The sequence below is a fragment of the Salinicoccus albus DSM 19776 genome, assembly GCF_000385175.1.
GTDB lineage: Bacteria > Bacillota > Bacilli > Staphylococcales > Salinicoccaceae > Salinicoccus > Salinicoccus albus.
Genome location: NZ_ARQJ01000010.1, coordinates 1 through 26,626, shown reverse-complemented (window position 1 = coordinate 26,626; position 26,626 = coordinate 1). Strand labels below are relative to the sequence as shown.

Genomic DNA, 26,626 nt, shown 5'->3' with positions numbered 1-26,626 from the left:
CGAAACCGTCTTTCAACCCGGCGCCTTATGGCGCCAGGGGTTATCCGGTATTAGCCACGGTTTCCCGTGGTTATCCCGGTCTGCGGGGCAGGTTGCCTACGTGTTACTCACCCGTCCGCCACTCGACCGCCGGGGTGCAAGCACCCCGGGGCCGCGTGCGACTTGCATGTATTAGGCACGCCGCCAGCGTTCATCCTGAGCCAGGATCAAACTCTCCATGATTGGAAAGCTTATCTTAAGCTCGGTTGCGTTTCTATTGTCCGCCTCAATTTCGGGATGATTCCTCATCCCGTTTCTTCGGAATTAACGTTGACATATTGTCATTCAGTTTTCAATGTTCGTCGTTTAAGTCACTGTCCGTATATTACAGCAATTCAACTTTTTGTTCAAGTATAATTTTTACACTTTCTAAACATTTTCTTTACTTCAAAGTGTGATTGTATTTACGCGTTCTTTACTTCAAAGTGTGATTGTATTTGCGAGTGAAAAAAATTACGCTGTTCAAATCGGCGACTTTTATATATTACCAAGTGCAGCATTTTGTGTCAACATTTATTAGTGTTTTTTTTAATATCTTTTTGCGAAACAGTTTTGTTCACCAAATGCTAAATAATAGATTATCATAATAAGATATAATTGTATATAATGAATTCCAGAGGTGAAAAATATGAAGAAACGAAGAAAACCAGGCAATAAGATACAGCGGATCCGGGGCTATGCACTGGCGCTTATTTTCATAGGTATGATCATTATGTATCTTGGTGTATTCTTCAGAGAATACCCTGTTATATTTGGAGCATTCCTAATTATCGGTTTACTGCCGATTCTCCTGAGCTTTGTCATCTATTTTTGGGTCGGCATGATAAGTGCACGCACAATCACTGTTCAATGTCCCAACTGTGAGAAGCAAACAAAGATTCTCGGCCATGTTGACTTCTGTCAGCACTGCAAAGAACCGCTCACCGTCGATCGGGAACTGCAGGGCGAGGATTTCTCACTGGATTACAATGTCAAGCACCGGCGGGAGAAGGCGATCGAAGAGATCAGGAAACAGTCAGACGAATAATGAAGCATCCAATCAAACTTCCAAATCCAAAGACACAAAAAAAGCGGCTGTCGGCCGCTTTTTTGTGAGATAAAATTTAAACTTTATCGGTCTTCCCTGCAATCGGGACACAGACCATAAATTTCAAGTCTGTGATGGCTGACATCATACTCAGTCACCGCACCTGCTAACTGCTCGACCTCATCCAAACCCGGATAGTGAAAATCGGTAATTTTTTCACAGTTGCTGCAGATGATATGATAATGCGTATCTGTAATGAAGTCGAACCTGCTGGATGCATCTCCATATGTGAGTTCTTTTACAAGTCCTGTATCCTTAAAGAGCTTTAAATTATTATATATCGTGGCAACGCTCATATTGGGAAATTCACTAGACAGTGATTTGAATATATCATCAGCAGTCGGATGTTCATCAGTTTCTACCATGTATTTTAGCACTGCTTTACGCTGGGGTGTTATCCTGACACCCGTCTCCCTGAGTGCATCAATTGAATCATTGAACTGTGAGCCGGCATCCATCATCTTCATATTGATACCTTCTTTCCATTGAATCAGACTACTGTAATAGTTTTATTGTACTTTGTATTTAAATTGTTTGTCAAATTCTTTTATCAATATCCCCGATCATGATCGATTATGTTCTTCATTGCATCAAAATCATCCGCCCGTTCCAGGTTATATATGAAAATATCAAATGCTCGGGTCAAGTAGGCCTTCGTTTTCGATGATGCGTGCGGCGTGATCGTCAAATTATCATAGGAATAAAAGATGTGATCTTCAGGCAGGGGCTCTTCATTGAATACATCCAGTATCATATGCCGGATGTGCGCATTGTCGAGCACCCGCCGGACTGTATCATCGGTAATGACATCTCCCCGGCCAATATTCACAAATACACTCTCGTCTTTCATCTCTTTAAAAATTCCTTCTGTGAGCAGCCCTCTGGTATGTTCAGTACTGGGCAGAACATTGATCAGAATATCCGCCGCTTCCACATGATCGAAAAGACGATCGATCGGATATGTTTTATCAAAATTTTCTGCATCCCTGCCTCTGGTATTATAACCCCCTGTCTCCAGCCCGAGCGCTTTAAGCGCACCTGCCAGATGACTGCCGATGCTCCCAGTCCCAAGTATATGTACCGTTTTATCATAGATTTCCTCAGTGAGCGCTTTCGGATGCCAGTATCTCGCTTCCTGATTACGTTTCAGCTGATATAAATCCTTGAAGTAGGCGAGCAGCAAACCGATTGTATACTCCGTCATCTGAATTTTATGAATCCCTCTGGCGTTGGTGATATGAACATCCTTCATTGCTTCGAGAGGCATATCATCCAGACCGGCGCTCATCACCATGACCCACTTCAGATTTTTAAAAGCTTTCATATGTTCCTGTTTCATATCCGAACCGTATGTGATAAAAATATCCGCCCAGGCCCGGTCTTTATCAGTCATCTCCTTCGCTTTGATAAACCTGAATTCATAATCGCTGAAATGCTTCTCCAGATACTCTGTCATCTCTGCGCGTAATCTGGCTGATGATAAAATATTCTTCATGTTATCCCTCATTTAAGTATGATTTCAATTCATCAATATGTTTTTTCGCCTGAACATTATCAAAGCGTTTGATCACATTGCTGTCTTCATCGACGATAAATGTAGTCCTGACAATACCTTTTGACTCCTTGCCAAATGCTTTCTTCATTCTGTAGACATCAAGAGATTCGGCCAGCTTAAAATCTTCATCTGCAAGCAGGTCAAAATTCAGGTCCTGTTTGGCGATAAAGTTCTGATGCTTTTTCCTGGAGTCACCGCTCACACCAAAAACCGTCACATTCAGATCATTCAGATAATCCATGTTATCTCTCAGATCGCATGCCTGAGTCGTACAGCCCGGCGTATTATCTTTCGGATAGAAATAAATGACCGTCCGATCTGTCAGATCTTTATTTGAAATCAATTCACCGTTCTGATTTTCAAGCTCAAATTCCGGAAATTTTTCCATTGTATATCCCCCTCGTCTCATTTCTTCATATTTTGATAATAACCGACTTTTGGAGCGTTCTCAATACAATCGCCTCTCTTAATAACAGAGGGATGATATGATAAACTACATAGTATAAAAACTGTAGTTAAAAGGATGAAAATCAATGTTCAATCACGAGAGATCAGAAGCGCTCCAAGCACAGGCAGATGAAGCCATCCTGGGAGGCATAAATTCCCCTTCAAGGTCCTACAAGGCCGTCGGAGGCGGTGCCCCTATTGTCATGGAAAGTGCTGAAGGCGCCTGCTTCTATGATGTAGACGGCAACAAGTATATCGATTACCTGGGTGCATACGGCCCGATTATAACAGGGCACGCCCATCCAAGGATCCATGAAGCCATCACTGAACAGAGCAGCAAAGGCATACTTTACGGGACACCGACAACTCTGGAAATTGATTTTGCTAATAAAATCAGGGCCGCAATCCCCTCGCTGGAACGTGTGAGATTCGTAAACTCGGGCACAGAAGCTGTGATGACCACTGTCAGAGTTGCCCGGGCATATACAGGACGCAATAAAATCCTTAAATTTGAAGGCTGTTACCATGGTCACTCCGATCTGGTACTGGTGGCAGCGGGCAGCGGGCCGGCACAGCTCGGCACACCTGATTCAGCCGGTGTGCCGAAGGGTGTCGCCGCTGATGTGATCACAGTGCCATTTAATAATCTGGAGGATTTTAAAACAGCCATCGAACATTTTGGAGATGAAATTGCCGGCGTCCTCGTGGAACCGATTGTGGGCAATTTTGGAATTGTGGAACCTTTCGAAGGATTTCTCGAAGCAATCAACAGCATTGCACATGATAATGGCTCACTGGTTATTTATGATGAAGTGATCACAGCATTCCGCTTCATGTACGGCGGCGCCCAGAACCTGCTCAATGTTGAACCGGATTTAACAGCAATGGGGAAAATCATTGGAGGCGGAACGCCGATCGGTGCATACGGCGGCCGGCTGGATGTTATGGAAAGTGTCGCCCCGCTCGGTCCCGCCTACCAGGCCGGCACAATGTCAGGCAACCCGCTGAGCATGGCAGCCGGCCTCGCCTGCCTGGAAGTGCTGGAAGCCCCGGGGGTATACGAAGAGCTCGACCGCCTCGGCAATATGCTTGAGCGCGGGCTGAATGAACTGATTGAAAAGTACGACATTACAGCCACAACAAATCGACTGGTCGGTGCCCTGACTATATATTTCACCAATGAAAAAGTGACGGACTATAACATGGCTGAGGCAAGTGACGGAGAAATATTCAGCAGATTTTTCAACGGGCTGATCAGTCGCGGCATCAATATTGCACCATCAAAATACGAAGCATGGTTTATTACCACAGCGCACAGTGAAGAAGATATAAAAGAAACACTTTCCATCGTGGAAGATGTGTTCAAAAATGATTTATAGGAGATGGTGCCATGCGCTTTGGCGCTAGAGTTTTTAAAACCGGCATAACTGTAGTACTCACATTATTCATCACCAGTATCCTGGGGCTGGAACCAACACTGATCGCTGCCATTGCCGCCGTGTTCGCCCTTCAGCCAAACGTTCACCGTTCACTGAAGCGGACATGGGAGCAGTTTCAGGGTAATACGCTGGGCGCAATATCCGCGATTGTCATGGTCCTGGTGTTTGGCAACAACATCATTGTCATCGGACTGACGGTGATACTGGTACTGGCTGTCTTATTATTCTTTAACCTGCAAAGTGTTTCAACGCTGGCTGTGGTCACCATGATCGCAATCATGGATGCGCCGACCATCGTAGAGTCTTCCTCGACGATGGACTTTTTTGAAGCTGCCGGCATTCGTTTCTCACTTGTAATGATCGGTGTGGTTTCATCACTCATAGTCAACCTTGTGTTTATACCGCCAAAATATGAAACAAAACTGTATCATAACTGTTTCAACATAACGAGTGATATTTTCAAGTGGATCCGCCTCGAATTGAATGCTGTCAGCGAATATCAGATTGTTAAAAAAGATATAGAATCCCTCAGGACACGGGTGGTCACACTGGAAACGATGTACCTGTGGTTCAGGGAAGAAAAAAACTTCCTTACACGAAGGTATTTCTCCGATGCAAGGAAAAAAATACTCTTCCAGCAGCTGATTGCTTCGACACGGCGCGCTTTTGAGCTGCTCAGGAAACTGAACCGTTTTGAAAACGACTATAATCATCTGGATGAGGACTTCCAATATCGCATAAAACATGAACTCGAACAGCTTATGGCTTATCATGAACAGATTTTCATGAAGATTACAGAAAAAATCAGACCTGAAGCATCTGCTGAAATTTATGATGCGGATGCACAATTTGAATATTCAATGATGGATAATTTCGTGACACTTTATAATGAAGCTGAGACTGATGAAGATAAACTGATGTATGAGAACATCCTCCAGGTTATCTCTTCCATCAATGAATACTCCAATTCACTGGAAAGAGTCGACAAAATTGCAAGCAGCTTTTTCAGATTCCATTCCGAAAAGAACAATATCAACATTCAGGATGAAACGCTTGATATATAAAAAAGACGCAATCGACAATCGATTGCGTCTTTCTATTGCCATCCGTTATCAGAGGCAGGAGCCCCTGTGAATTTACTGACGTGGGGATTACCGCTGACAACAAACCGGTAGGGATAGTCCACCGCTTCCGCTTTCGTATCTATACCGATTCTTCGTGTGGCTTCTATAGCCGCCGGTTTCCTGCCCTCTGTTATCTTAAGCACATTATTATTCAGTTTCATGCCATTATGAAGTGCTCTCCTGATGCCCATCGACGTCGTCAGTTTGCCAGGGCCATCCGTTAAATTCTTCTCACGCCCCCGCCGCCGCATCATTATTTCCCTGCCCCGATGCGGTTGGATCCCCCTGATCAGAACCCCTTCCGGGTGTTCTTTTTCTTTTGTAAGGAAATTCATGCAGTGCTGTCCATGCATCGTATAGACATATATATGGCCAAAACGGTTGTACATCATTTCATTCTTCTTTGTCTTTTTACCGCCAAACGTATGAGCTGCCCGGTCATTGAGACCGAGATAAGCTTCCACCTCTGTGATAAAGCCGCTGGTCACCTCACCATCAATATAAGTGGTCACTTCCAGCCCCAGTAACTGTCTGGCTGCTGATAGAGTATCACCCTGTAAAAATGAAAGATTTAAATTTCCGCTCATACACTCAATCCTTTATAAGTTCTGGATGCTGTACAGATCATAGTAATCACCTTTTTTCTTCATCAATTCGCTGTGAGTACCGGCTTCACTGATTTCACCGCCGCTCAATACATATATTTTATCGGCATGGGTAATCGTGGACAGCCGGTGTGCGACAATAATTGTTGTACGGTTGTCGGACAATTCAAGGAGTGTGCTCTGTATGATGCTTTCACTTTCCAGGTCAAGCGCACTTGTTGCTTCATCCAATATGAGTATCGGGGGGTTTTTCAGGAATACTCTGGCGATTGCTATCCGCTGTTTTTGCCCGCCTGAAAGCTTAACACCGCGCTCCCCTACCTCAGTATCATAACCTTCCGGCAATGTCATGATAAAGTCATGGGCATTGGCCCGTTTGGCCGATTCGATGATTTCTTCTTCTGTTGAATCCGGCTTCGCAAGCAGAATATTTTCCTTGATCGTGTCAGAGAATAATATATTATCCTGCATGACCAAACCGATCTTATCCCTCAGGGATTCGGTCGTGTAATCCCTGATATCGTTCTGATCCAGCATCACTTTACCGTCTGTCACATCATAGAAGCGCGGAATCAATGTCACCAGCGTGGATTTTCCGCCGCCGCTCATGCCGACAAACGCAACCGTTTCCCCGCTCTGGACATTAAAATTAATATTTTTCAGAGCGCTGAGATTATCATCCTCGTCATATGAGAAATCCACATTCCTGAATTCGAGATCCCCATTGGTATATGCCAGCTCCCTGGCATTTTCCCTGTTCTTTACATCATACTTCACATCGAACAGATGGAAAACCCGGTCCATTGAAGCGATACTCTGAGTGAGCATCGTCGAAGAAGAAACAAGCCTTCTGAGCGGTCCGTACAAACGGTCAAGATAAGCGACAAACGCGGCGAGTGTACCGACAGTTAAATTGCCGTTTATCACCTGGAACGCACCGTAACCGACAACAAGAAGCGGTCCGATATCCGTTATTGTGTTAACTACTGCAAAACTTTTTGCATTCCATTTTGAATGATCCACGGCTTTTTCCAGAAAGTTGTTATTCCGCTTATTAAATCTGCCGGATTCATTGTTTTCAACTGCAAAGCTCTTGATGACATTAATCCCCTGGATGCGTTCATGCAAAAATCCCTGGACTTCAGCAAGTGCCTGTGACCTGTTGCGTGTCAGGCGTCTTAATTTACCGAAGAAATACCAGACGCCGAATATATAAAACGGGAAGATTATCATGGAAACAAGTGTGAGCTCAACATTCAACGCAAACATTATTCCCAGCGCAATAAGTATGGTGACCAGATCGAGCCACACATTCATCAGCCCTGTCATGATAAAGTCCTTCGTCTGTTCCACGTCATTGATCACACGGGATATAATTTCCCCAACTTTACTGTTCGAATAGAATTTAGCGCTCAGCATCTGCAGATGACCGTACAAATTCTTTCTGATATCATACAAAATTTTATTACTGGTCCACTGAGCCAGGTATTGTCTGAAATATTCCACAGGCGGACGGATAATAACAAATATGAATGAGAAAAACAGCAGGACTTGAATCAGCATGTTCATCCTATCTTCCATACTTAAACCATCGGCAAGTATGATATCGTCGATCACATATCTGATTAAAAGCGGCAGCAGGAGCGGAATGCCAAACTTCAAAACGCCTATGATAATCGTCAGCACAATGAGCCATTTATACGGCTTCACAAATTGCATATAACGTTTGATCAATTAAAAACTTCCTTTGCTCTTGTTAATGGTCACTGAACACTTTCCTCAATGACCGTCAGACACCAAAAAAACAATCAACTGAAGCAGTTGATTGATTTCTAGTATGATTTGAAATCATTGTTGAACCGGTGTTGCCAAACCTTGATGAAATCGGGAGCGAACGGCCCTTTTTCCCTTTCAATCCATTGCTGCAGGATATCAACATTACGTCTCAAAATTTTGTCTATATCATCCGGATACTTCATACGATATTTATGGAGCCGGTACTCGTCTTCATCCAACAGATGGTATTTCCCATCCGGGTAGACCTTAATGTCCAGATCATAATCAATATATTTCAATGCTTCTCCGTCGTAGACAAAAGGTGAGGAAAGATTGCAGTAATAATAAACACCATCTTCTCTGAACATGCAAATGACATTAAACCAGTAGTCTACATGAAAATAGACGATTGCCGGTTCCCGGGTCATCCATGTGCGTCCGTCGCTCTCAGTGACAAGGGTGCGGTTATTGCCTCCAATCACTACATGGTCGGTCCCCTTGAGGATGGTCGTTTCGGACCAGACCCGGTGGATGTTCCCATCATGTTTGTAGCTTTGGATTTTGACCTTACTGCCTTCTTCAGGTATGGCTTCATGCCCCATATTCCACACCACCTTTATAATAATACTGTTACATTATATCACAGGTGGAGTGATAATCACATGCTTTGCTTCATGCTGAAAAATGGTGATATAATTTTCGCATCGCCTTGCTCATGGGAAGCTTATCCACCTCTTTTTCAGGTATGAAATCTTCATGGTCATCCTTGGTATAGAGTATATAACCTTCCATATACCAGATCTGGTGGGTAAACACATGTTTTTCAGTGCCTGCATGAATATTCGGATGATCAAGTGACAGACCGAGCGTTTCCTCTATCGTCTCTATCGATGTATCCACATCGTATTTCGGCAGTTCGTACATACCTTTGAGCAGTGTGCCCTGCTGCTTTTGCAGCAGCACTTCTTCTTTATCATTCACTATAAAATAGACATTATAATACTTTTCTGCTTTCTGCTTCTGTTTTTTCTTCACCGGAAGTTCTGATACATTCCCATTTATATAAGCTTCACAATGCGCCTGTACCGGACACATTATGCATTTGGGAGTCTTTGGTGTGCATATCGTTGCCCCGAGCTCCATAAGCGCCTGATTAAAATCTCCGGCTTCAAGCGGCATTTTTGATTCTATATCCCGCTTGATGGATTTCTGCACAGATTGTTTCGTGGTATCTCTGTAGTCCATATTCAGACGGGACATCACCCTTAATACATTGCCATCCACTGCGGCAGCCAGATTGTTGAACGCTATGCTCAGCACAGCGCCGCCAATATAAGGGCCGACACCTTTTAAACTAAAGAAATCATCGGGATTTTCAGGAACTTTCGAATTGTATGAATTTTTCACTTCATTTACAGCGGCATGGAAATTTCTGATCCTGTTATAATAGCCTAAACCTTCCCAGTCTTTCAATAAAGTCTCCTCGGGGGCTCCGGCGAGGTCATCCAATGTCGGATATTTCGTTATAAATTTATTATAATAGGGTATAACAGTAGTGACTTGTGTCTGCTGAAGCATCACTTCGCTCAGCCAGATTTTATATGGGTCGTTCGTCCTGCGCCAGGGTAAATCTCTTCTATTTGCCTGATACCAGTCAAGTAGGTTATTATTGAATTCTGAAATATACAGCATTGTGATACCTTCCTCTAAATAATATTCTTTCGAATGGGGAGACAGGAATATGGATACTATAACACATACTTTGATGGGGGGGACAATCGTCGGCCTGGCAGCAATAGACCCGTCGATTGAACCCCTTTCTGTAGGATTCATAACAACTATTGTCGGTGCCAGCCTGGTTCCCGATGTCGACACCATAATGAAATTTAAAAATAATGCAGTTTATATTACACATCATCGCGGTATTACCCATTCGCTGCCATTCACTTTCCTCATATGGCCTGTGCTGCTCACATTACTGAGTTCTCTGCTCTTTGATCTGCCGATGCTGAACACGTATCTCTGGGTACAATTTGCCGTTTTCCTGCATGTTTTTGTGGATATTTTTAATTCATATGGTACGCAGGCACTCAGACCAATCAATAATACATGGATACAGCTGGGCACCATCAATACGATAGATATACCCATACTGGTGATGCACGTATTATATTTTGTATTCTGGTATCTGGGCGCTTCACCTGCGTGGCTTTTCGTCATATTATATGCAGCCATGTTCATCTACTATATCGCACGATTCGCCATACAGAAATTCCTGATCGGCAGAGTAGAAAAACAACTGCCCAATGAATATATCACCCGCGTGTTCTGTATACCGACCATACGCTTTTTCGAATGGCGGATTGTAGTGGTGACACAGAATTCATATTATGTCGGACGCAGTTTTGAAGGCAATATCATCTTTTATGACAGATTTAATAAGAGCGATCCATTGGAAGCAGAAATATTCAAAAGTGTTAAGAAAGATTCGAATTTCAAAGCCTTCACTTTCTTCTCATCTATATACAGATATGAGATCAGCGAACTCTCAGAAGACAGAGTTGAAGTCAGGTACATTGATTTGAGATATCTGAAAGATGGACACTATCCTTTCGTCTGTATTCTGCAGATAGACAAGGATGATTTTACAGTCCGGCACAGCTACACAGGCTGGGTGTTCTCAGAAAGTAAATTACAGAAAAAGCTGGTCGAAAATTAAGCGCCGGAATGTTAGACATTCCGGCGCTTTTTTCTGAACTGGTATATGTTAAATTTCATTTTGCCATAATACTCGAAAATCCAGATATACAAAAACAGAACCTGAGCGAAGAACAGAATGTCATGCGGAAGCCTGTTGATATTCCACGCCACTTGAACAGCATTCGTCTGAAGCCCGTTGATTACATAGTAAAATGGATTCAGGTTCAGAATTGCTTCTAGAACTCCAGGCAGTGATTCCGGCATATAGAGTATCGGCACGAGCAGTATTAAAACTGTAAAAACCGCGACGTTAATTATTCTTAAATTCGGGGATTCCACAGTCAGGAATATGATGATGAATGGCACGATCAGAATACCGCCAAGAATTGTGTAATACAGCAATGTGAAAATATCAATCATCCAATCGTTTACAATCAGAGCTGTAAACGCGCTGTACAGCACAATAAACATTACAAATATAAATGTTTGAAAAAGTATCACGGGCAGAATTCTCATATATACAGGCACGTAGTTTATCTTGACGACGGAATCCTTATAAAATGACGTATTCCTGTTTAATACCACCATACTGTAAAGCCATACCGCTGACATCAGTCCAACAATTGAATACAGATACTGTACTGCCGATTCAGGGGTCATCAAAGACATTCCAGCGAATAAAAATACCAGCCCCAGCACATAGATAAAGAGCGGCGTCAAATTATGCGTTGAAAAATAGGCGGTCTGATTAAAAAATTGCCGCCACAAATACCTTGTTTTGTAATTCATTTCGCCCCTCCTTACCGATAGACATACAGCCATGTCTCATTGGATGCATCAAGAATCATAAACCCTCTGTCCTGCAATCTAAATATGACATCCCCTTCATTCAGACCAAACTCGTCATACAGACCGTCAAGATCCCGGGCCGGGAAATGCATTGAGAATACATATTCATCTCTGAAATGATAGGTGATCGGTATGCCGGCAAGAGATGCGAACCGGCCGGTCTGATCCCCCATATTCATACGATCGGTCACCGCTGATGTCCCGCCGCCCAAGTAGCCCGTATAAAATAAATAATTATCCCTCAATGTTTCATGGGTATATGGCAACAGGGATGATAAGGATACTTCCTGGTACAAACTTGCCGGATTAAAATAAATTATATTATCGGCACTGACTTCGTAAATTTCATCTTCTTCAACGACTTCATAGGTTTCAGCCTCGGGAGATTCAGAGCTGATCTGCACAGTTGTCAGGTAGGGAAGATTTTCTCCGCCCGCTTCAACATCTGTCCCCGAAACTATACCGTAGTTCATTCCGCCTGCCGCGTTTTCTTCATCCGGCTCGGTCTGGGTCTGCCCGTTATCGGTATTCGCTGAACCTGTAAAATTTATATCCATAAAAATGATCAGACTTGAAAGCATCATAAAAAAAACCAGGACTGCTGAGACGATAATTTTTCTGATATTCAAACTGTCGATGAACGATGTCTGGTTTTTACTGAGCCGCTTCAGTTCATGCTTATACCTGGCATACTCAGATATGTTCTGTTTCCATTCAAGGTCAAAAAGCACTTCTTCATCCGTTGATTTGAGCTGGCTTTTCTTTTTCATGTAGTTGCTGTATGCATCCACACCCTTTTTAACACTGCCGTCATAACGGATCTGACCGTAGCTGAGCCACAGAAAATAGTTTGCGAGTGTGCTGATCGGCTCAATATCACTTTCTAAAAGAAGCACGCCCCGTTCTTTTTTCTCCTGATCATTCACAGTATTTCTAAAATTCTCCTTATCTTGTTCATTCAGATGATTGTAAAGATTACAGTAAATGATAATATCCACATCTACAACGTTAGAAATTTGGATCAGTATAAGTGCAGTCTCCCGCCTTGAGAGAGTACTGACTGTCTTATGCCAGTTTTTCCTGAACAACGGTTGGTTCTTCAGTGATTCAACCTGCGTTTTCCTATCTGCCGGGTTCATGTATTCGTCGAGAAGCTCATGTACAAAAATATTCAAGGGGTGCGGATGATTTACATGATCCATGACATCCAGAGCAATCATTGAACTTTTAGTTTTCACTCTTCCCTGTGTGGGATCAAGCGTGCCCGCAGCCAATTCTTTCAAATAATAAAGTGTCTCATAATCTTCTGACAGTATACCAAGTACTTCCCCCTTATACAGGTGGAAAGTCACATCTTTGATCATCAGACCGTCAGCACGTCCAAGAATACGATCTTTAAATCTAACCGGTTCTTTTGCATATGTCAGATCCAATGCCCGAAACAGGATGATGTCGTGCATAAAATCAACCTTTCTATCTCAACTGAAGCATGGCTACCGGTATCGCTGATTCACTATGGTCTCCACCGACATAAAAGCCCCATGCAAAAATCCCTTTTAAATATTCCACTTTGAAATAGTGATCTTCCTTACTTACCATTTTATATATTTTCCCAGGTTCGATTAAAGAGAGATCCACCAGATAACTTTCCGCAATAATAACCTGTCTTTCGAGCACCCTGTACTCGTTTTCAACCCCCATCATCTCAGCTTTTCTCATCTTTTCACGTTTTTCTGCAATATATGATTCTATTTCACGTCGGGTCATTGAGTTCAGAGAAGCCATCTTCTATACCGCCTAACTTTTCTAATATCATATCGTAATTATATCCTTTTCTCATCAGAGCCTGTATCAATTTTTGTTTTGATGCCGGAGTGCTCCCCTTTTTCATATGCTTATTGTAATACTTTTCAAAATCTTTCTCAAAATACACCCCTTCATCAAAATCATCATCAAAAGAAATGAGTTCCATATGCGATTGATCATAGCCTTTTTGATAAAGCTTTTCGAACAACTTCATTCTAAATTGCCTATAGGCACCCTTATGACGCTTCAGCAGCTTATCTTTTATCCTGTTCATCCGTTCCTCATCTATTTCCCGGTCGAACAGTCTGACCATTTCAGTCACGATATCTTCATCTATATGATGGTTGAGCAGCTCCCTTTTCAGAGCGCCCGGCCCCTTATCGGTCGTATTCAGCAATGTGTTTTTTAATGCTTCCCCGTATCTTTTATCATTCAGATATCCTTCGTCTTTTAATCTTTGGACTGTCTGATCGATGATCTCTGTCTCGTAATCCTCTCCGAGGTAATTCATGAGTTCATATACGGACCTGAGTTTATAACTGATATATTTCAAACTTTGAACGTACGCACGATCATATTGAATGGATTCTAAAATCCGGTTGTATTCCTCCGTATCAAATTCTGCTCCAGATATGAGGCGATAGCGGACAATGGATTCCTCATGGGCTTTAAACGAGTCGCCGTTATCCATTACAATTTTATAGAATCCCTGTTTCAACAGTGACACTTTTTCAATGCGCATTTAATACACCTCGTAATCAAAAAGATCCTCAGCGAAGAATTCCCTCAATGCCTTTGATCTTTCACGCCTGTGGCGGCGGTGTTCGGAACGTTCTTCTCCAGATTCCCCAAGCCATTTCAGCCTGTCGTTATCTGCGACCAGCTCCGGAACCGCGATGGGCGTTTTATCATCATCAAGGGCAACAAACGTCAGAAAACTGAATGCTGCAAGTACCTTTTCCCCGCCATTTTCCACATTCTCCTTTGAAATCTTCACCAGAACTTCCATAGAAGATTTGCCGGTATAAGTCACCATCGATTCCAATATTACAATCTCTCCCAGATTGATGGCTTCCAAAAAGTCGACTGAATCAATCGAAGCAGTCACAACTTTGGAATTTGAATGGCGTCTGGCCGCGATTGCAGCAATGTCATCTATGTATTCCATTAAACGGCCGCCGTAAAGTGTATGATGATTATTTGTATCCGGCGGCATGACATTTGCAGTCTTTACCGTATATGATGCTGACATCTTCTTTTCCATTAATATCCCTCCATCCCAAACACTACTATAATAGCATATTCTGCCCAAGAAAAAAGAAGGGACGCACTCATCCCTTCTCCATTAAATCCGTGTTCAGGTTTAGATTATAATTCTCGATCAAGCGCCTCCTCAGGGGTGTCGACTACATTTGAATCCTTAGCTGGCAAAGCCTTGTTCAAGAAGTATGAAAGCACTCCTGCAAATGCAAAAATTGCAAATATAAATGCCAGGGATATCAGAAATAACATCACATTACTCATAGTTACCCTCCTATCGGACTTTTCCTGTTACCTTAATTTTATCATAGAATTCCGGATTTGCATCAAAAATTTAAAACGCCCAGTTGCCATTTTCAAATACTTTTTCTTCGTTCCCGGCCCTGTCTATCCCAAAGATATCGAGTGCATCAGAACCAATCATGAAATCAACATGTGAAATCGAATCATTCAGACCGGCAGATTCCAGATCTTCACGAGACATGGATTTGCCGCCTTCTATACAAAATGCATACGCGCTTCCAAGTGCGATATGGCACGAAGCATTTTCATCGAAAAGGGTGTTATAGAACAGTCTGCCAGTGTTGGATATCGGAGAATCGTCAGGCACCAGTGCCACTTCTCCAAGATATTTGGAACCCTCATCAGTGGACAACAGGTTTTCCAGGAATTCAAGTCCGATGTCCGCGTCATAATCCACCACTTTGCCATCCTCAAAAGTGAGTTTGAATTTATCGATGATATTGCCGCCGTAACTCAGCGGGAGTGTATTTGACACATACCCATTGACACCGGTTTTTTCAGGCACGCTGAAAACCTCTTCAGTCGGCATATTGGCCATGAATTTTTCGCCGTCTTCATTCACACTTGAAGCGCCTGCCCATAGATGTCCTTGGGGCAGTTCCACGGTGAGGTCGGTGCCCGGTGCTTCATATCGCAGTGCCCTGTACTTTTTTTCATTCAGGTACTCCGCTTTTTCATGAAGTTCCGCGTCATGTTTCTCCCATGCTTCGACTGGATTTTCTTCATCTGCACGCATGGTGTACAGAATCAGGTCCAGCAGCTCTGTCACTGCTTCATCATCGCTTTTATCCGGAAACACAAGCTTTGCCCATTCGACTGACGGATATCCGGCCACACACCAGCTGTGGTAATCTGACTGAATACGGTTGGAGAACGCTTTAAAGGCGTTGCCTGAAGCAATCTGCATCGCCTTCAATTTTTCGGGATCCACTCCTTTTAACAATTCAGGTGAAGAAGAGAGGATGCTCAGAAAGCCGGCCTTTTCATCCGAATAATGCATCCGTTCATCAATTGTCCATTGATGGACAGTACTGAGCTCATCTTTGGATTGATTTTCAGCATGCAGCCGCGTCAAAACATCGTCCGAGAGATTGACTTTAACCTCTTTCGCCCCTTTTTCATAGCATTTTTCTGTCACCAGTCTGACCAAAGGCAGAGCATCAGTGCCAGCCCTTATGAACACACGTCCGTCTTTACCGGTATTTAAACCGACTTCCACCAATAGTTTGGCGTATTTTTCCAATTTATTTTCAAGTGATGTCATTTTAAGCCGCCCCTTTTTATCTTACTTTCTCAACTTTGAAATCTCCTGTATGATTGCACTCTGTTCGACCGCCGTAATCTGCGGCCTGGAAATGACCATCTGATGTATTTCCTCTATCTCTTCCATACTGGTTTCATCGAAATCATCCGGCTGAAACAGCCCTTTATTGACAACGTTCAGTTTATCTTCTATTTCTTTAAGCATTTGTTCTTTATCCATGTACACGCCTCCGTCCATTTTCTGTTAACATAATTATGGTAACAAAGTTCCGGGTATTTTAAAATTTAAAATTACATTATTGGATGATATTAGTTTGAATTTGTTCTAAAATGGTTATAAGCAAATATACTAGCTGTAAAAGGAGAATGAAGATGAAAAACAAACTTATTCCTGCAATACTAATCGGTGCTGCTGTAGGTGCAGGCCTCAGTCTGATTGACAAAGGCACAAGAGAATCGGTATTAAGCGGCAGCAAAGACTTGAAATATTATGCCCAGCACCCGGACGAAGTGAAAGACAAATTCAATTCCCCAAATACGGACAGTCCTTCCAAAGTGAATGCGCTCAGAAACGAAGTGATGTTCTGGAAGGATACAATCGAAGAGATCAGACAGCAAAACCCTGAACTTGAGAAATCCATAATTGAAGCAAAAGATACATTTCAACAAAAACGTGAACAGAAGCGTTTAAATCAATGATAATGAAAGGCTGACTTCAGGTTGGCCTTTTTCATTAGAGAGGTGATCGATGATGTCCAATGAATCAGATTCCAATTATCTGAATCAGATCAAAGAAGAAGAATTGCAAAAGAAAACGGAAACATCAGATGATGCTAAAGATACTTTCATCGATGAAGTGGAATTCAAATCAAAGGCATCGAATAAACCGGATGAACACTTTTACGTCTCTAAGATCAACAAACCGGCAAAATTAAAAGACGATCCAAATTTCTTCCAGAGTCTGCTGTTCCAGTTTTCCAAAGATAATACATCCGGCATGGCCGCCCAGCTGGCCTATTATTTCCTGCTGGCAATATTTCCGCTGCTGATCTTCCTGCTGACCCTGGTCCCTCTTTTCAATATCGACCAGGGGACGATCACCCAGCTGATCGAGGATTACGCACCGCCTGACATTGCAGGAATGCTTGGTGGAATCATCAATGATGTCCTGGGCTCTTCAAGCGGCGGACTGCTTTCAGTCGGTCTTCTCGTCACTTTATGGTCCGCTTCAAATGGCATGACAGCACTGATGAATGCGTTCAATGTAGCCTATGACATCGAAGACAACCGGAACTTCATCATCTCTAAATTGTTATCCGTTTTATTCACGTTAATACTTGCCCTCTCTGTTATATTGACATTTGTACTCATCGTCTTCGGGGAACAGATCGGTAATCTGATGTTTGGAGTCATCGGCCTGGATGACCAGTTCCAGACATTGTGGAATGTGGTCAGAAGCATACTGCCGCTGATCCTGGTCTTCGTTGTGTTCCTGGTAATGTACACTACGGCGCCAAATATCAGACTGAAGATCAAGTCAGTGATTCCGGGCACAATATTTACCACCATCGCTTTTCTTGTGGCTTCATGGGGCTTTAGTTTTTATATTTCAAACTTCGGTAATTATTCAGCAACTTATGGCAGTATTGCCGGTGTCATCATTTTAATTTTATGGCTGTACATTACCGGTGTTATCATCATACTTGGCGCACAGATCAACGCAATCAATCACAAGCGTACTGTGAGAAGAGAAGGAAGGAAAGGATTAGAAAATGAGTCTGCTGAATGATTTACTGGAATTTAACGAAAAATTTGTTGAATCGGGAGCATACAAAAAATTTACAACAACAAAATCTCCGGATAAAAAGATGGTACTGGTATCCTGTATGGACACGCGTTTAACAGAGCTCTCAACAAAAGCGCTCGGATTAAAGAACGGGGACATCAAGCATATCCAAAATGCCGGCGGTATGATTTCCCATCCCTACGGCAGTACAATGCGAAGCATCCTTGTGGCAGTCTACATGCTGGGAGCTGATGAAGTCGTCATCATGGGACATCATGATTGCGGTTTCGGGGCATTAGAACCCGGGCCAATGATGAAAGAGATGGAAGACCGCGGCGTCAGCCCCGAAGTTTTCCACACATTGAAGCACTCCGGTATCGATATAGAAGAGTGGCTGAGCGGTTTTGATACCGTTGAAGAAAGCGTCAGTGAAAACGTGGGGAAAGTCAGACAGCATCCTTTGATGGTGTCTGACGTACCGGTCCACGGTCTGGTCATCAGTCCGGATGACGGTAAGGTCGACCTGATCGTAGATGGTTACAAAAACAGTTAAATAATCACTAAAAAAGTGCAGCAGGACGCTGCACTTTTTTCTATCTATTCCTCCACTTTTGTCAACAGTTTGGGGCCATCACCGGTCACAATAATCGTATGTTCTTTTTGAGCGACATAACTGCCGTCTTTCGTTTCAAATGCCCATTCGTTCTTACCATCTGTGACAAATGACGCTCTGCTGGAGATAAATGGTTCCACTGCGATGACCATACCTTCTTTCAGCAGGGTGTGATTTGTTGGATCGAAGTAGTTCATGATGTGCTGGGGGGCATCATGAAGACTTTTACCTACGCCGTGACCGGTCAGATTCTTGATGACACTGAGCCCGTTCTGACGTGCAACCTTGTGTACTGCCCTGCCGATCTGACTGACTTTCGCGCCCGGTTTAATTTTTGACAGCGCTTCTTCAAAGGTCATTTCACAGACATTAATAACCTTCTGTTTTAAAGGATCGTCGCTGGTACCCGCGATGAATGAAAGACCAGTGTCTGCAAAATAGCCATTTTTCTTGGCAGAGACATCGATGTTTACAAGATCGCCTTCGTTGATCACCCGGCTGCCGGGAATGCCATGAGCCACCTCCTCATTTACACTGATACAGGTGTAACCGGGAAAATCATATTCACTTACCGGTGCGCTCTCAGCACCCAGATGGTCCAGCAATTCACCCGCGATCTTATCGATTTCTTTCGTCGTCATCCCCGGTTTGGCCGCCCTGATCGTTTCATTTAAAACTTTTCCGCAGATTTGACCGATCTCTTCGAGATGCTTCATTTCTTCTTCGGTTTTGATAATCATTTATAACCCTCTTACCTTAAAAATTATTTTCCTGTAAAGTATAACATTATTTTCATGATATACTGTATATATCAACTTTAAAAGATGGAAGAAGAAAAAAATGAGATTTAATATTCGTAAAATAATTGGACCCAGAATTATAAAAACAGGTATATCCACTTTTCTGACCGCATTGATATGTATACTGCTGAATCTGCCGCCGATATTCGCTGTGATCACAGCGATTGTAACGATAGAACCCACAACGTATGCTTCATTAAAGAAAGCATGCGTCAGGTTTCCCGCCTCGATCATCGGTGCTTTTATCGCTGTTGCCTCACTGTATGTTTTTGGGGAAAGTGCATTCACATATTCACTGGCAGCGACTTTGACGATATTTGTCACATATAAACTGAATCTCCAGGCAGGAGTCCTTGTTGCAGCGATTACAGCAGTTGCGATGGTACCTTCTGTCGAAGGGGAATATGTTTATAATTTCGTCTCCCGTCTCGCTACAACAACCATCGGTCTGGCGACAAGCACCCTCGTGAATTTTCTGATACTGCCGCCTGACTATACGGATCAGATTGAAAGCATCAACCGATCAACAACAAGAAGTACACATAAGCTGCTGGTGGGCAGACTAAAGGAATTAATTGACGGTAAATACCGGTCCAAACAATCAGAAAGGCTTTATATGCAGATTCAAAACAAAATCACAGAGTCTGAAACCCTGTTGAAATACCAGCAGGATGAGGTTAACTACCATAGATCGAATCGTGAAAAGATGCGGCTTCTGAACAGACTTGAACGGGATATTCAATTTAAAAAACTGTATTTCACCCATGTCGGAAATCTAATGTATCTGCCTGCAGATATCACAATTGATTTTTCTTTAAGGGAAAAAGCAGCAATTAGAGATATCAAAGATATCTTGAGCAATGACCTTACATCTCTAAAAATGGTCATTCCCGCAGTCACGATGATCAGGAAAAATATCAGACAATTGAATGATACCGAAGACACATTCAAAATCCATATCCTCTATGAAATTGTTATTATATACCAGATGATTGTCCAGCACGAAAAAAACAGCACAGCTTCAGTCAAAGTAAAAAAAGACAGGGAAACCGGGCAAGGGGATTAACCCGCTTATAAGAAATCGTACATTGTCAGATTGCGATAGGTCCGCTCCGACAGATGGGCGACCTGGACGCCAATGAGCCTGATCGGCGTATCAGGCTCATTTACTTCATGATATAAAGTATATGCATAATGATAAATCTCTTCACCATGGAATATTGGGTTATCTGTCATCATCTGCTTTGTATGTGATGTATAATCTGCTGTCTTCAATTTCACAGTAACGACACGGCCGGCAAACTGATGCCTGTCCAGATTGGTACTGACTTTCCCGCTCAGTTTTTCAAGCACTTTAAGTATTTCCCGGTCATCATTGATGTCGTAGTTGAATGTCGTTTCCTTGCCGACGGATTTTCTGACGCGCTCAATCTTCAGCTCCGCAGTGCCGATGCCCCGTGCTTTTTGATACAGGCTCTCTCCCCTTTTGCCGAATTCACGGACAAGCTCTGTTTCAGACCAGTTGTACAGATCCCTACCCTCGTAAATACCCAGGGATTTCATCTTTTCTTCCGTCACTCTGCCCACTCCCGGGAACTTACCGATCTGCAGGCCGTTCAGGACATCCTGTACATTACTGTAATGAAGCACAGTCGTGCCTGCAGGCTTGTTCATCCCCGAAGCGATTTTGGCCAGATATTTATTGTAGGACACACCGCTCGAAGAAGTCAGCTTTGTGGCATCAAAAATTTCCTTTTGTATGTTTACAGCAATCGATCTTGCAGTATTTTCCTTCGATACCAGATGTGTAATATCCAGATAGGCTTCATCCAGTGACAATGGCTCGATGATTTCTGTATACTTTAAAAATATATCCTTCACAGTATTCGAAATTTCTTTATATCTGTCAAAACGCGGGGGGAGATAAATACCATCTGGACACAGCTTATGCGCCTGTCTGGTCGGCATCGCAGAGTGCACACCAAATTTCCTGGCCTCATAGCTGGCGGTGGAAACCACCCCTCTGTTATGGGACTTGCCGCCAACAATCACGGGCTTCCCTTTATACTTGGGATTGTCCATTTGTTCCACCTGGGCAAAAAAAGCGTCCATATCTATATGAATGATTCGTCTTTCCATAGCACTCACCCGAAAACAGTTTTAATCATACATATTATAACATGAATGACGAACTCGCGTTCGTTTAACTTTCCGGATAAGATTCATACAGTGTCATGCCAACGTTGGTGTCTTCGACAAATTTCATATGCTTCATCTTCATGATGAGATACACGTAGTAAAAATCACCGGCGCAGGCGCCCGTATGAAATGCGATGAAGTATTTATAGGAACCGTGCGGTACAGCAAACATCATGAATAATAACACGGCAGTAATCAGAACGAACGGCATGATGATAATAACGGCGAAACTGCCTCTGGAAAATATCTCCCCGGGTGATGTCGCATAAAACATACCTGTTTGGTAGCCAAACTTCACCCTGCTGTTGGGGGAAAAAAGTTTAAAGAATATGCCATGGATCCCTTCGTGAACGGTAATGATTGCAAACATAATGGCGAAGATGAGGAGTAATGAACCGAAAAATCCGATTGATTCAAGCGCGATCAATGCACTTCCGCTGTTTCCGGTCAGCCCTGTGATATCTGTAATGAATAATGGTATGAACACCGCGAGCGTCGTGAAGACCGCTATGATATTGATTTGTTTTAATGCACGTGTGTCTTTAAAAATATTGAGGACATATCTGCTCACTGATTTTCCCTCTCCCTGTCCAGCAAAATGTTATAATGATGGGCTTCATGGATAAGCGCCAATTTGACCGCCTGAAAAATATTAGGGTAATCCGCTACTGGGTCAGGATAACGGATCCAGTATATTTCATCTGTACTTAAGCGCTTCATCTGTCTTTTTACTTTGTCCGTTTCCTGTTCAAGCAGCATGCGCAGTTCGCCTTTGGTATATTTGCGGTCCATCTTCGGAACAAGTACAGACGGTGCCTTCATTGTTTCACCTGCATAGATATTTTCAATTTCACCGTTATAAGTATGAGGTTTCTGTCCGGTTGACTTCATATACATTCTTGCCGATGGAATATAGACAGCGGAAATCTGTCTGAATAATTTCACCAGCAGATAGCAGTGATACACAACCTCTGCGATGCTCCACTTATCATCAATCGCCCTTCTGTGAATATTTCCATTGAACGCTTCAGTACTGAAATAATCGTTCCTCAAATCCTCAATATCATTAAATAATTTTGACAATTCATCATTCATTGTATCCCCTCCTCTTGCTTTGAATGTGGAGAAAAATTACCATACTGGAGGCTTTTTAGTCAGTGTAACATTCCATACTTTTAAAGTAATGAAAATGGACGATCAAATTTATGAAGATATTTATCATTAATCTATACATGAATTTCCGTTTTATGCGTTATAATATGTGCTGGGAGTGATTGCATGAACACATACACAATAGTCGGCGGCGGAATAGCAGGCGCTTCAATCGGCTATCATCTGGCGAAGGATGGCCACAAGGTGACCCTTTACGACCGGAGAGACGCAGGGCAGGCAACTAAAGCTTCTGCCGGTATCATTGCGCCCTGGATCAGCCAAAAACGCAACAAAGACTGGTACAAACTTGTAACGGCCGGTGCCAGATATTATCCGGAATTCGTCAGCAGCATTGAAGCGGAAACCGGTGTCTCCACCGGTTACAAACAAGAGGGCATCATCAGTCTTTTCAAGGACAACGCTGTTCTCGAAAAAGGTTACAAGCGCATTTATTCTAAAAAAGAAAATGCACCCGAAATGGGCGATGTATATAAATTGAAAAGGCATGAAGTCAAAGAAATGCACCCGCATCTTACAGATCTTTATCCCGGGGTATATGTGGAAGGCGGCGGACAGATCGAAGGCGCCAATCTTTTAAAAGCGCTGAAAGCCGGATTCATCCATCACGGCGGCACATGGCTGGATAAAGACTTTGTGCCTGACCATGATCATGCCAGCGGTCTTGTCATCTATTCCACCGGCGCCTGGGCGATTGAACAAGGGTATGCGCCGACAATTGAACATCAGCGTTCCGAAGTGCTGCATTTTGAAGTGAAAAATGATCAAAAGGTAAAACACGCGCCGGTAGTTATGGCGCTCGGACCCATCTATCTGGTGGAACTCGGGGAAAACAAATATGCCATCGGCACCACACATGAAAAAACAGAGAGCTTTTCCACCGAACCCTCAGTGGAAAACTATGAATATTTAAAAGATCTTGCCCATAGATACTTCCCTGATTCAGAGATAGAAGTAATTGATATGATGGTCGGCTTAAAACCTTTCACAAGGGACTTCATGCCTTATATCGGTTATGCAGGGGAATATACATTCATTGCGAACGGACTCGGTTCCACAGGCCTGACAGCCAGTCCAATCCTTGGCAAAGAGATCGCCAGGTACTTAAACAACCAAACCACCGTTCTTGATTTCGATGATTACTCATATATTTAAAAATGCTGGGGGACAAGCCCCCAGCATTTCCTTTTATGAAAAGAACATTATTACAGAAACTAAGTAATAGATAAACAATCCTGTATTTACAATTAATAATATTGTAGAGAACGCATTTTTTCTCAATTTAAAATTCACACTGCTGAATAAAGTCCCGAGCATCGATAACAGTATATTTAACACCCAGACAAAAGAAAAATCCAAAGCAAACATCAGTATGATGATCATTGATGGTATCAATGTACAAAAAAACTTTAACATATCCCTGCCCCCTTAAACGTTCACTGTTTATTTAACCCTTTATCCCGATTGGTAATCATTCTGAATTTTACAACAATAATATACAGAAATCAAAGCGATTGTATTATCAGATCATAAATTTTTATCCCTTCATCTTACTTTATTACAGGATATATACTATGATTTATGAATAGACCGAATGGCAAGCGCTATTTTTTGGAGAGAAAGGCGGTATATTTTGAATATCCTGTATAATCAGACCCTGCTGAAAAACTTCTTTTACATATATACACTGCTGTTCATTCTGTTCCTGGTATACTTTTTCACTGACATTGCGGTGATCGGTACCGCGCTCAGCTTTCTGGCACTGGGTGTACTGATCATATCCTGGCTGTTTGCCAGCCGCCTGTTCAAAATGATTGGTATGGCATTCACCGCTGCCGGAATTATTCTGAGTCTTGCCTCAGGTGAATCTGCCTTTGCCATAATCAGCAATACAACAAGCAACATGCCGCTTCTGTTCTTTTTCAGTGTACTGCCCTGGATCGGGACTGTAGTGAAAGTTGGCGGGCTCGATGACAGCATCTCAGACATGATCCAGGATGACAATAATAAAGTGGAAAATATTTACGGCAGAAGCGTTTTTGCCACCTATTTTCTCGGTGTTTTCCTGAACATTTCTGCGATATACATCGTTCAGCAGATACTGGAAAATTTGTTCAAAAAAGCAACATTAACATTAAGAAATGAATTCATTATCAAAACAACGCTCAGAGCTTTCGCCCTGGCAGTAATCTGGAGCCCTTTGGAAGTGATTGTGGGGATGACGGTGGGCGCCACAGGCCTGTCCTATTTTGCTCTGTTCCCGTGGCTGCTGCTTGTCTCGATCACCACTGGGATCGTTGAAGTATTCATTGGCAAAAAGGATTTCCGCGGAATCACTCTGGACGCTGACAAACATGATACTGATAAAAATGCAATGACACGGTCAATTATTAAAATGCTTGTACTTCTTGTCAGTTTCCTGTCTCTCGTGATGGTGCTGAATACCTTTTCCGATATTGGCTTCATCATGTCGGTCGCCCTGATTATTATTCCGTTCTCATTCGCCACAGCAATCGTCATGCAAAAGTTTGAGTATTTCATAAAAGGCGGGGTGGCCGCCTGGCGAAACCATAACAACACCCTGCAGAATTTCGCTGTTCTATTCCTTTCTCTCGGAATCTTTTCAGAAGGTTTCAACAGCAGTCCGCTCCCGCAGCTGATGCAGACAGTCTTCGGCTACTTCGACGGCGTGGTAATACTGATACTGCTCATGATCATGGCCGTCATCTACGCACTCGCCATGTTTGGTGTGCATCCGGTTGCCACCCTGGCCATACTCGCCGAAGTGTTATCACCAATCATGACACCGGATAATGTAATGAGTATTGCAATAACCATGGTAGTCTGCGGCATGAGTATTTCAGCAGCAGCACCCTACGGGATCAACGCGACAATGACATCACAAAAGATGGGGCTCAATCCGTACCACATCACAAAAACCAATATGAGTTTCTCCCTGCGAATGGGATTGATCGGAATTTTATTCTCAATGGCTGCCCTGATTATTTAGGCAGAAAAGGACAGGGGCAGCTTGCACCCTTGTCCTTTTTAAAAATCAGACAGATTCTGGAATATTAGAGAAAAGATTAGAATCATCAACAAGGCGGCAATAATCAAATTGAAAACCGTTGTCACAATTAAAACAACTCTTTGCCACCCTTTAAAGTTCCATATATATTTTATCACCCGATATCCGACAAACAGGATAAACGGCATCACATACAGATAGGAGAAAATTTGGGCGGTGATATTCTGGACCATGTAGGCCTCATCCGAAACCCAGACCCTTGATCCTGCTGTGATATCAAAAAATATTATGCCGATCACAAAAGCAGCTGTTAATCCGATAAAATAACCAAGTGATATATACCGGATTCTTTTATCATCATTTCTTCCAAACACATAGATAGTCATGATCATTACCAGTATATACAATGCTAATAAAAAATATGTCATTACAACGCTCTCTTTCCGAAGTTAATTCACTGACTTCTCGACCTTTTAATCAGGCCGTAAATGATAGGTGCACCTGCAAGAACGAGGATGAGCGGGATCAGCAGAATTTCAATTAAATTATACTATAAATTAATGAATAAGGAAAAAAGCGGCTGGTATTATTCAACGGGCGGGCTAAGTCTCGGTCTCGTCAGTTTCTCAAGCCCGGGACTCCGCCCTTTCTCGGCCTCGTCAATTTCTCAAGCCCGGGACTCCGCCCTTTCTCGGTCTCGTCAATTTCTCAAGCCCGAGACTCCGCCCTTTCCCGGCCTCGTCAGTTTCTCAAGCCCGAGACTCCGCCCTTTCTCGG

General features: G+C 42.9%; 31 protein-coding genes and 1 rRNA gene. 10 read left to right on the top strand and 22 right to left on the bottom strand.

All coding sequences use genetic code 11. The features are described from left to right. Window positions 1-222, bottom strand: a 16S ribosomal RNA gene (locus G343_RS0100495); the annotation flags it as partial. A gap of 445 nt (window positions 223-667) precedes the next feature. On the opposite strand from G343_RS0100495, the gene G343_RS0100490 reads away from it, so the two are divergent. After that, entirely contained in the window at window positions 668-1,066 is a 399-nt protein-coding gene (locus G343_RS0100490; protein WP_020006166.1) for a DUF2614 family zinc ribbon-containing protein, read from the top strand. A gap of 83 nt (window positions 1,067-1,149) precedes the next feature. Here G343_RS0100490 and perR read toward each other — a convergent pair whose 3' ends face one another. The 3 genes from perR to bcp form a co-directional block, all read right to left on the bottom strand. Continuing rightward, the gene (gene perR, locus G343_RS0100485; protein ID WP_020006165.1) at window positions 1,150-1,593 is read right to left on the bottom strand and encodes a peroxide-responsive transcriptional repressor PerR; all 444 of its coding nucleotides are present in this window, start codon (window positions 1,591-1,593) and stop codon (window positions 1,150-1,152) included. Window positions 1,594-1,676: 83 nt separating this feature from the next. Next, window positions 1,677-2,621 (bottom strand): D-2-hydroxyacid dehydrogenase, encoded by a 945-nt coding sequence (locus tag G343_RS0100480; protein ID WP_020006164.1) that lies wholly within the window; start codon window positions 2,619-2,621, stop codon window positions 1,677-1,679. Window position 2,622: 1 nt separating this feature from the next. Beyond that, on the bottom strand, window positions 2,623-3,069 hold the full coding sequence (gene bcp / locus G343_RS0100475; RefSeq protein WP_020006163.1) for a thioredoxin-dependent thiol peroxidase: 447 nt from the start codon (window positions 3,067-3,069) through the stop codon (window positions 2,623-2,625). A gap of 145 nt (window positions 3,070-3,214) precedes the next feature. Between bcp and G343_RS0100470 the strand changes: the two genes are divergently transcribed. Then, the gene (locus G343_RS0100470) at window positions 3,215-4,507 is read left to right on the top strand and encodes a glutamate-1-semialdehyde 2,1-aminomutase (protein WP_020006162.1); all 1,293 of its coding nucleotides are present in this window, start codon (window positions 3,215-3,217) and stop codon (window positions 4,505-4,507) included. Between the two features lie 11 nt (window positions 4,508-4,518). Next, on the top strand, window positions 4,519-5,631 hold the full coding sequence (locus G343_RS0100465; RefSeq protein ID WP_020006161.1) for an FUSC family protein: 1,113 nt from the start codon (window positions 4,519-4,521) through the stop codon (window positions 5,629-5,631). Between the two features lie 32 nt (window positions 5,632-5,663). On the opposite strand, the gene G343_RS0100460 is transcribed toward G343_RS0100465, so the two are convergent. The 4 genes from G343_RS0100460 to mutY all read right to left on the bottom strand — a co-directional run bounded on the left by G343_RS0100460 (window position 5,664) and on the right by mutY (window position 9,764). Beyond that, on the bottom strand, window positions 5,664-6,278 hold the full coding sequence (locus G343_RS0100460) for a DNA-3-methyladenine glycosylase (RefSeq protein ID WP_020006160.1): 615 nt from the start codon (window positions 6,276-6,278) through the stop codon (window positions 5,664-5,666). Window positions 6,279-6,290: 12 nt separating this feature from the next. Beyond that, entirely contained in the window at window positions 6,291-8,030 is a 1,740-nt protein-coding gene (locus G343_RS0100455) for an ABC transporter ATP-binding protein (RefSeq protein ID WP_020006159.1), read from the bottom strand. 98 nt (window positions 8,031-8,128) lie between these two features. Beyond that, complete coding sequence (ntdP, locus tag G343_RS0100450) at window positions 8,129-8,674, bottom strand: nucleoside tri-diphosphate phosphatase (RefSeq protein WP_020006158.1); 546 nt, start codon at window positions 8,672-8,674, stop codon at window positions 8,129-8,131. A 70-nt stretch (window positions 8,675-8,744) separates the two neighbouring features. Further along, window positions 8,745-9,764, bottom strand: a complete 1,020-nt coding sequence (gene mutY / locus G343_RS0100445; RefSeq protein ID WP_020006157.1) for an A/G-specific adenine glycosylase — start codon at window positions 9,762-9,764, stop codon at window positions 8,745-8,747. A 49-nt stretch (window positions 9,765-9,813) separates the two neighbouring features. Here mutY and G343_RS0100440 point away from each other — a divergent pair, with 49 nt between their 5' ends. After that, entirely contained in the window at window positions 9,814-10,791 is a 978-nt protein-coding gene (locus G343_RS0100440) for a metal-dependent hydrolase (RefSeq protein WP_020006156.1), read from the top strand. An 11-nt stretch (window positions 10,792-10,802) separates the two neighbouring features. Here G343_RS0100440 and G343_RS0100435 read toward each other — a convergent pair whose 3' ends face one another. The 8 genes from G343_RS0100435 to G343_RS0100400 all read right to left on the bottom strand — a co-directional run bounded on the left by G343_RS0100435 (window position 10,803) and on the right by G343_RS0100400 (window position 16,473). After that, on the bottom strand, window positions 10,803-11,561 hold the full coding sequence (locus tag G343_RS0100435; protein WP_020006155.1) for a hypothetical protein: 759 nt from the start codon (window positions 11,559-11,561) through the stop codon (window positions 10,803-10,805). A gap of 11 nt (window positions 11,562-11,572) precedes the next feature. Beyond that, complete coding sequence (locus G343_RS0100430; RefSeq protein WP_020006154.1) at window positions 11,573-13,081, bottom strand: hypothetical protein; 1,509 nt, start codon at window positions 13,079-13,081, stop codon at window positions 11,573-11,575. A 13-nt stretch (window positions 13,082-13,094) separates the two neighbouring features. Then, window positions 13,095-13,406, bottom strand: coding sequence for a YfhH family protein (locus G343_RS0100425; protein ID WP_020006153.1), 312 nt, complete (start codon window positions 13,404-13,406; stop codon window positions 13,095-13,097). Continuing rightward, complete coding sequence (locus G343_RS0100420; RefSeq protein ID WP_020006152.1) at window positions 13,375-14,169, bottom strand: RecX family transcriptional regulator; 795 nt, start codon at window positions 14,167-14,169, stop codon at window positions 13,375-13,377. The genes G343_RS0100425 and G343_RS0100420 overlap by 32 nt, the downstream gene beginning before the upstream one ends. Next, on the bottom strand, window positions 14,170-14,691 hold the full coding sequence (locus tag G343_RS0100415; RefSeq protein WP_020006151.1) for an acyl-CoA thioesterase: 522 nt from the start codon (window positions 14,689-14,691) through the stop codon (window positions 14,170-14,172). It abuts the gene before it with no gap. Between the two features lie 104 nt (window positions 14,692-14,795). After that, on the bottom strand, window positions 14,796-14,951 hold the full coding sequence (locus G343_RS15520; RefSeq protein ID WP_020006150.1) for a hypothetical protein: 156 nt from the start codon (window positions 14,949-14,951) through the stop codon (window positions 14,796-14,798). A gap of 70 nt (window positions 14,952-15,021) precedes the next feature. Beyond that, window positions 15,022-16,254 (bottom strand): aminopeptidase, encoded by a 1,233-nt coding sequence (locus tag G343_RS0100405; RefSeq protein WP_020006149.1) that lies wholly within the window; start codon window positions 16,252-16,254, stop codon window positions 15,022-15,024. A gap of 21 nt (window positions 16,255-16,275) precedes the next feature. Continuing rightward, window positions 16,276-16,473, bottom strand: a complete 198-nt coding sequence (locus G343_RS0100400; RefSeq protein ID WP_020006148.1) for a DUF1128 family protein — start codon at window positions 16,471-16,473, stop codon at window positions 16,276-16,278. A 152-nt stretch (window positions 16,474-16,625) separates the two neighbouring features. On the opposite strand from G343_RS0100400, the gene G343_RS0100395 reads away from it, so the two are divergent. Genes G343_RS0100395 through G343_RS0100385 form a run of 3 tightly spaced genes read left to right on the top strand, consistent with a single transcriptional unit; the run spans window position 16,626 to window position 18,592 of the window. Next, window positions 16,626-16,952, top strand: coding sequence for a YtxH domain-containing protein (locus G343_RS0100395; protein ID WP_020006147.1), 327 nt, complete (start codon window positions 16,626-16,628; stop codon window positions 16,950-16,952). A gap of 52 nt (window positions 16,953-17,004) precedes the next feature. Further along, window positions 17,005-18,042, top strand: coding sequence for a YihY/virulence factor BrkB family protein (locus G343_RS0100390; RefSeq protein ID WP_245541915.1), 1,038 nt, complete (start codon window positions 17,005-17,007; stop codon window positions 18,040-18,042). After that, window positions 18,026-18,592 carry a beta-class carbonic anhydrase gene (locus G343_RS0100385; RefSeq protein ID WP_020006145.1) on the top strand — a complete coding sequence of 189 codons (567 nt, stop codon included), beginning with the start codon at window positions 18,026-18,028 and terminating at the stop codon, window positions 18,590-18,592. The genes G343_RS0100390 and G343_RS0100385 overlap by 17 nt, the downstream gene beginning before the upstream one ends. 44 nt (window positions 18,593-18,636) lie before the next feature. On the opposite strand, the gene map is transcribed toward G343_RS0100385, so the two are convergent. Beyond that, the gene (gene map / locus G343_RS0100380; protein ID WP_020006144.1) at window positions 18,637-19,392 is read right to left on the bottom strand and encodes a type I methionyl aminopeptidase; all 756 of its coding nucleotides are present in this window, start codon (window positions 19,390-19,392) and stop codon (window positions 18,637-18,639) included. Window positions 19,393-19,492: 100 nt separating this feature from the next. On the opposite strand from map, the gene G343_RS14050 reads away from it, so the two are divergent. Beyond that, window positions 19,493-20,518, top strand: a complete 1,026-nt coding sequence (locus G343_RS14050; RefSeq protein ID WP_051087872.1) for an FUSC family protein — start codon at window positions 19,493-19,495, stop codon at window positions 20,516-20,518. Between the two features lie 5 nt (window positions 20,519-20,523). On the opposite strand, the gene dinB is transcribed toward G343_RS14050, so the two are convergent. The 3 genes from dinB to G343_RS0100360 form a co-directional block, all read right to left on the bottom strand. Continuing rightward, window positions 20,524-21,591, bottom strand: coding sequence for a DNA polymerase IV (gene dinB / locus G343_RS0100370; RefSeq protein ID WP_020006141.1), 1,068 nt, complete (start codon window positions 21,589-21,591; stop codon window positions 20,524-20,526). Between the two features lie 64 nt (window positions 21,592-21,655). Next, a complete protein-coding gene (locus tag G343_RS15660) occupies window positions 21,656-22,222 on the bottom strand; it encodes a DUF3267 domain-containing protein (RefSeq protein WP_020006140.1) in 567 nt (188 codons plus the stop codon). After that, entirely contained in the window at window positions 22,219-22,746 is a 528-nt protein-coding gene (locus G343_RS0100360; RefSeq protein ID WP_020006139.1) for a DinB family protein, read from the bottom strand. The genes G343_RS15660 and G343_RS0100360 overlap by 4 nt, the downstream gene beginning before the upstream one ends. A 183-nt stretch (window positions 22,747-22,929) precedes the next feature. On the opposite strand from G343_RS0100360, the gene G343_RS0100355 reads away from it, so the two are divergent. Then, window positions 22,930-23,976: an NAD(P)/FAD-dependent oxidoreductase gene (locus tag G343_RS0100355; protein WP_020006138.1), complete on the top strand. Its 1,047-nt coding sequence runs from the start codon at window positions 22,930-22,932 to the stop codon at window positions 23,974-23,976. A 33-nt stretch (window positions 23,977-24,009) separates the two neighbouring features. Here G343_RS0100355 and G343_RS0100350 read toward each other — a convergent pair whose 3' ends face one another. Then, window positions 24,010-24,237, bottom strand: a complete 228-nt coding sequence (locus G343_RS0100350) for a hypothetical protein (protein ID WP_020006137.1) — start codon at window positions 24,235-24,237, stop codon at window positions 24,010-24,012. Between the two features lie 217 nt (window positions 24,238-24,454). Here G343_RS0100350 and G343_RS0100345 point away from each other — a divergent pair, with 217 nt between their 5' ends. Further along, a complete protein-coding gene (locus G343_RS0100345; RefSeq protein WP_020006136.1) occupies window positions 24,455-25,831 on the top strand; it encodes a hypothetical protein in 1,377 nt (458 codons plus the stop codon). Window positions 25,832-25,869: 38 nt separating this feature from the next. Here G343_RS0100345 and G343_RS0100340 read toward each other — a convergent pair whose 3' ends face one another. Continuing rightward, the gene (locus tag G343_RS0100340; protein ID WP_020006135.1) at window positions 25,870-26,277 is read right to left on the bottom strand and encodes a hypothetical protein; all 408 of its coding nucleotides are present in this window, start codon (window positions 26,275-26,277) and stop codon (window positions 25,870-25,872) included. Between the last annotated feature and the right edge of the window lie 349 nt (window positions 26,278-26,626).